This window comes from Pseudorhodobacter sp., from assembly GCF_030452865.1.
In the GTDB taxonomy this organism is placed as follows: domain Bacteria; phylum Pseudomonadota; class Alphaproteobacteria; order Rhodobacterales; family Rhodobacteraceae; genus Pseudorhodobacter.
The window spans coordinates 1-5368 of sequence record NZ_JAKDLJ010000247.1 but is presented as its reverse complement, the minus strand read 5'-3'; the positions used below and the strand labels follow the sequence as shown (position 1 = coordinate 5368).

The following is a 5368-nucleotide window of genomic DNA, read 5'->3' as shown; positions in this document are numbered from 1 at the left end:
CTCCCCCTCCGCCGCGACCACGGGGCCATTGTGCTTGGCGATGCCTTCAAGTGATTCCCACGTCAGGTTCAACCCGTCAAAATCGGCGTAATGGCGTTCAAGCTGTGTCACGATGCGCAAGGCTTGGGCGTTGTGGTCAAAGCCGCCATACGGGGCCATCAGTTCGGCCAGCGCATCCTCTCCCGTATGACCAAACGGCGTGTGACCAAGATCATGCGCCAGCGCCACCGCTTCGGCGAGATCGGTATTCAGGCCCAACACGCCGGAAATCGTGCGCGCCACCTGTGCCACCTCGATCGAATGGGTCAGGCGGGTTCGGTAATAATCGCCCTCATGTTCAACAAACACCTGGGTTTTATGCTTCAACCGCCTGAAGGCAGATGAATGGATGATCCGGTCGCGGTCACGCTGGAAGGATGACCGGAACGAGGACATGCGCTCTGCATGAAGCCGTCCGCGCGTTTCTTCCGGTTGGCAGGCATAGGGGGCAAGCATCATCATCGACCTTCGGATACAGCAGGAACAGTGGCTATCATCTTCATCTATAAGCGATTCTGTAACAAAAGGCACCCTTTCCGCATCTGCCTTGCCGCAAGCTGGCATGACGCCTATATTCAGGGGGAAACGTAGCCCATAGGCCCATATCATGTCGCTCACCCTGCCCCCCCGCGTTACCGACCGCGCCTTCGCCCGTCTGGCCGAGATTGCCGAAGATACGGGAGAGGTGAAAGCCCTGCGGGTCGCGGTCGAAGGGGGAGGCTGCTCCGGCTTTCAATACGATATCCGGCTGGATGAGCCTGCAAGCGACGACACAGTGCTGGAAAAAGACGGGATGAAAGTGCTGATCGACGCGGTGTCCTTGCCGTTTCTGGCCAACGCCGTGATTGATTTCAGCGAAGAATTGATCGGCGCGCGGTTTGTGATCGAGAACCCGAATGCCAGCAGTTCCTGCGGCTGTGGCACTTCGTTCTCGATGTAAGTTTCCTTTCCTTTGCACTTGTCCTAGGCTGCCCCAAACCAAAGGGGCCACCGGATGAAACTCGCGACATTCAACATCAACGGAATCAAAGCCCGGATCGAGGCGTTACCGCGTTGGCTGGAAGCAGCCAAGCCCGATGCGGTCGCCTTGCAGGAAATCAAGTCCGTGGATGAGAATTTCCCGAGGGCGCTGTTTGAGGATATGGGTTACCACGTTGAAACTCATGGACAAAAGGGTTTCAACGGTGTCGCGATCCTGTCGCGTCTGCCGCTGGAGGATATCACACGCGGACTGCCGGGGGATGACAGTGACGAACAGGCCCGATGGATTGAGGCGACGGTGATGGGCGATCGTGCGGTGCGGCTTTGCGGGCTTTACCTGCCCAATGGCAACCCGGCACCGGGGCCGAAATACGACTACAAACTCGCTTGGATGGCCCGGATGAAAACGCGGGTGGAGGCGTTGTTGCTGACCGAGGAACCCTTGGTGATCTGCGGCGATTACAACGTCATTCCGCAACCCGAAGACGCCGCCAATCCCGCCGCATGGGTTGAAGATGCGCTTTACCTGCCACAAACCCGCGCCGCGTATCGGCGCATCGTCAATCTTGGGCTGACCGATGCGTTCCGGGTGCAAAACCCCGGCCCCGGCCATTATTCGTTCTGGGATTATCAGGCGGGCGCGTGGAACAGGAACAACGGCATCCGCATCGACCATCTGCTGCTGTCGCCGCAAGCCGCCGACCTGCTGCAAACGGTCCAGATTGACAAGGACGTGCGGGGCGAGGAAAAGCCGTCCGACCATGTGCCGGTCTGGGTTGATCTGGCGGCCTGAGCACCGGGCGGGGTGTTAACCGGGTAAAGGTTAACGAAAGATGACCTTTCTGGGAAATCACCAGAAACGGTCTGGCATTGGCCCAGACAGACCTGCGCGGGGCGACAGGATTAACGCGCGTCCTGCGCTACGGTCACGTCATGGTCATAGATCCAGTCAAACCGCTTCAGCGCCAAACCGGGGGCGACCGCGCCCCCAAGCCGCAGACCCATATGGGCGAGGCTGCGCAGCGGGCCGCGCAAGTGATAGGCGCTGGCATTTCCATTCGCCGCCTGCACGATTTTGGCGCAACGATTCTGGCGGGCGGCCTGATAGGCGGAGAGGGCGGTATCATCTGCATCGCTGCTGTCCAGCGCCTCCGCCAGAACCCAGGCATCTTCCAGCGCCATATTCGCGCCTTGCGCCAGAAACGGCAGCGTCGGATGCGCGGCGTCCCCAAGGATCGCGGCCCCATTGCCATACCAGTGTTTCGCAACCGGGTGGCGGAACAACCCCCAGAGCCAAACATCCTGCACTTGTTCAAGCCAACCACGCGCCCGGTCGTTGAAACCCTCAAAGGCCAGCCGCAATTCCAACGGATCGTCACGCAGGGTCCAGCTTTCCTCGGCCCATTGGCGGCGTTCCTCCACCGCGACGATGTTGCGCAAGGTGCCTCCGCGCAGCGGATAGCTGACCAGATGGCAGCCCGCACCCATATGCACCTCCGCCTCGGGCACGGCACCCGGTTCCGCCGGGATCAGCGCGCGCCACGCGACCTGATGGGTGAAAAACGGCGCCACCGCACCGTTCAAAGCCGCGCGCACCTTCGAATGAAGCCCATCGGCCCCGATCACGAATTCCGCCTGCCATTCTGCGCCTTGTGCGCTGACAATCCGGGGGCGCGGGCCGGTCAGATCCACCTGTTCGATGCGCTGCAAAAGTTGCATCTCGACGCCAGCCGCCTCTGCGCCTTTGCGCAGCATCTCGATCAGATCGGCGCGATGCACCAGATGGAAGCCCTGCCCCGGCCGCAACCGCGCCAGATCCAGCCGCAAAACGCCGTCACCAGAATAGCCATCAACCAGTCGCACCGCCTGCGCCCGCATCGACGCCGCCTCCAACGCCGCACCCAGACCCAAAGCGTACAGCACGGCGGCACCGTTCGGGCTGATCTGCAACCCCGCGCCCACTTCGCGGATCGCATCGGCCTGTTCCAGCAACGTCACTTTCGCACCGCGCTGCGCAAGGGCCATGCCAACCGCAAGCCCGGCGACCCCTGCGCCCAGAACGGTGATATCACGATGTTCCAAAGTCATTCCATGGCCTTCTGAGGTGTTTTGTCCAAGGCCCGACCCCCGGCTCCCCGACAAAACGAATATTCCCACCGCAACCGATACCGGCACAAAAAGCACAAAAGCCGGGCCCGTCACGCGGCCCGGCTTTGCTATATCATCACCGAATGGCGCGGCGATCAATCCTCGCGATGCACCCTTTCGCGGCGTTCATGCTTTTCCTGCGCTTCCAGCGTCATCACCGCAATCGGACGCGCATCGAGCCGCTTGAGCGAGATCGGCTCACCGCTGACCTCGCAATAGCCGAATTCGTTATGCTCGATCCGGCGAAGTGCAGCGTCAATCTTCGACACCAGCTTGCGCTGACGGTCACGGGTGCGCAGTTCCAGCGCGCGGTCGGTTTCCTCAGAGGCGCGGTCGGCGATATCGGGCACTGCGCGCGCCGATCCTTGCAACCCTTCGATGGTTTCAGCAGATTGGTCCAGCAACTCTTGCTTCCAGGTCATGAGCTTGCGCCGGAAATATTCAAGCTGGCGATCATTCATGAACGGCTCATTCTCGGCCGGCCGGTAATCGTCGGGAAGAAAGGACTCGGCCTTCATCTCATCAATCTCCTGTTGGTCGGACGTTGCCGACAGAGGGGCTTTCGACATTGCGCACTCCTATAGGCGCGTCACTTAACGGAACGGAAACCCATTGTCACTAGCGGTTGCGACAATTTGATGTCGCGGATATGTTCTGCGCGGAACATGCAACAAGGTCGCAACCACAAGATGAAATTTGCTTCTACCGACAGCTACATAGCAACCGAAGATCTGACTGTCGCGGTCAACGCCGCCGTGGTTTTGCAGCGCCCTTTGCTGGTCAAGGGGGAGCCGGGGACCGGCAAGACCGAACTGGCGCGGCAGGTGGCACGGGCGTTGGATATGCCGTTGATGGAATGGCATGTGAAATCGACCACCAAGGCACAACAGGGCTTGTACGAATACGATGCCGTCAGCCGGTTGCGCGACAGCCAGTTGGGTGACGTGCGCGTGCATGATGTCAAGAACTACATCCGCAAAGGCAAGCTGTGGCAGGCATTTGAGGCGGAAGAACGAGTCGTTCTGCTGATTGATGAGATTGACAAGGCCGATATCGAATTCCCCAACGACCTGTTGCAGGAATTGGACCGGATGGAATTTTTCGTCTATGAAACCGGTGAGGTGATCAAGGCGCGGCATCGCCCGATCGTCATCATCACTTCCAACAACGAAAAAGAGCTGCCGGATGCGTTCCTGCGCCGCTGCTTCTTTCACTTCATCCGCTTTCCCGACATGGAGACATTGCGGCAAATCGTTGCGGTCCACTTTCCCGATATCAAACACGCATTGCTGACCACCGCCCTGACGCAGTTTTACGAATTGCGCGACATGCCGGGGTTGAAAAAGAAACCCTCCACCTCCGAAGTGCTGGATTGGTTGAAGCTGCTGCTGGCAGAGGATCTGGGGCCGGAGGATCTGGCGCGGGACAAGGTTTCACTGCCGAAACTGCACGGCGCGCTGTTGAAGAACGAACAGGACGTGCATTTGTTCGAAAGGCTGGCCTTCATGGCGCGCGGGCAGCGTTAGGGCGATTTTCAGGTGATTTGAATCGACATTCGCTGCTGCGCCGGGCGGTTGACCGCGAATTTCAATTTGTCGGTTTCCGATGAAGCGCAAAACGCCGCAGGCCGCCCCGCCCCATATCTTGTGTTTTTCCAACATCACGCAGAAGTTGAGTCCTGGCATTAAGAGTGCCGGGTAACCTCTTCTGTCTTGGTAAGAATCGGGCAACAATTGGGGCAGGCTTGCCGCCATTCTGCCGCAATTGCGCCACAATCAGATCACGAATACACAAATTTCTGAAATGTATTGAAATAAAATGAGAGCATAACCGCGCAAATCTGGCGTTTGGCCGGTTTTGCGCCGCTAGGCATAGACTCAGCGGTTGCCGCAAAGATTCCCGATGATTGACACACGCGGGCCGCGAAACGGACACTCCCTCTCTGTTCTGTGAACGTCAGAGCGAATGAGGATGAAGAGAGCCGATGGCCGCACACGATATCTTGAAGGCAAGCCCCTGGGCGACGCCGCGCAGAGCACAAGTCAGCTTCCCGCATTTTGACCGGATGACGCGGTGCCGAACCCATCTGTCGCGCCATCGTCGGTTGACGGTGCAAACGAAGGCACCACGCCCAGATGATCCGCCACGCCACTCCGGGCGCAACGCCTTGTCCCGCTCCAACCCTGCGAGGACACATGGC

Annotated in this window: 6 protein-coding genes; 3 read left to right on the top strand and 3 right to left on the bottom strand. The window is 59.4% G+C overall.

Annotated features, from left to right (window positions below; translation table 11 throughout):
- Positions 1-495 (bottom strand): dGTP triphosphohydrolase (dgt, locus tag L0H65_RS13590; RefSeq protein ID WP_301459587.1); only part of this gene is annotated, 495 nt, incomplete at its 3' end.
- Between the two features lie 151 nt (positions 496-646).
- Between dgt and L0H65_RS13585 the strand changes: the two genes are divergently transcribed.
- Positions 647-979: an iron-sulfur cluster assembly accessory protein gene (locus L0H65_RS13585; protein WP_301459585.1), complete on the top strand. Its 333-nt coding sequence runs from the start codon at positions 647-649 to the stop codon at positions 977-979.
- A 54-nt stretch (positions 980-1033) separates the two neighbouring features.
- On the top strand, positions 1034-1813 hold the full coding sequence (xth, locus tag L0H65_RS13580; RefSeq protein ID WP_301459584.1) for an exodeoxyribonuclease III: 780 nt from the start codon (positions 1034-1036) through the stop codon (positions 1811-1813).
- A 110-nt stretch (positions 1814-1923) separates the two neighbouring features.
- On the opposite strand, the gene L0H65_RS13575 is transcribed toward xth, so the two are convergent.
- Positions 1924-3108, bottom strand: a complete 1185-nt coding sequence (locus L0H65_RS13575; RefSeq protein ID WP_301459583.1) for an FAD-dependent monooxygenase — start codon at positions 3106-3108, stop codon at positions 1924-1926.
- 155 nt (positions 3109-3263) lie between these two features.
- Positions 3264-3686 (bottom strand): RNA polymerase-binding protein DksA, encoded by a 423-nt coding sequence (gene dksA, locus L0H65_RS13570; RefSeq protein WP_301459586.1) that lies wholly within the window; start codon positions 3684-3686, stop codon positions 3264-3266.
- A 171-nt stretch (positions 3687-3857) separates the two neighbouring features.
- Between dksA and L0H65_RS13565 the strand changes: the two genes are divergently transcribed.
- Positions 3858-4694, top strand: coding sequence for a MoxR family ATPase (locus L0H65_RS13565; RefSeq protein WP_301459582.1), 837 nt, complete (start codon positions 3858-3860; stop codon positions 4692-4694).
- Positions 4695-5368 lie beyond the last annotated feature (674 nt).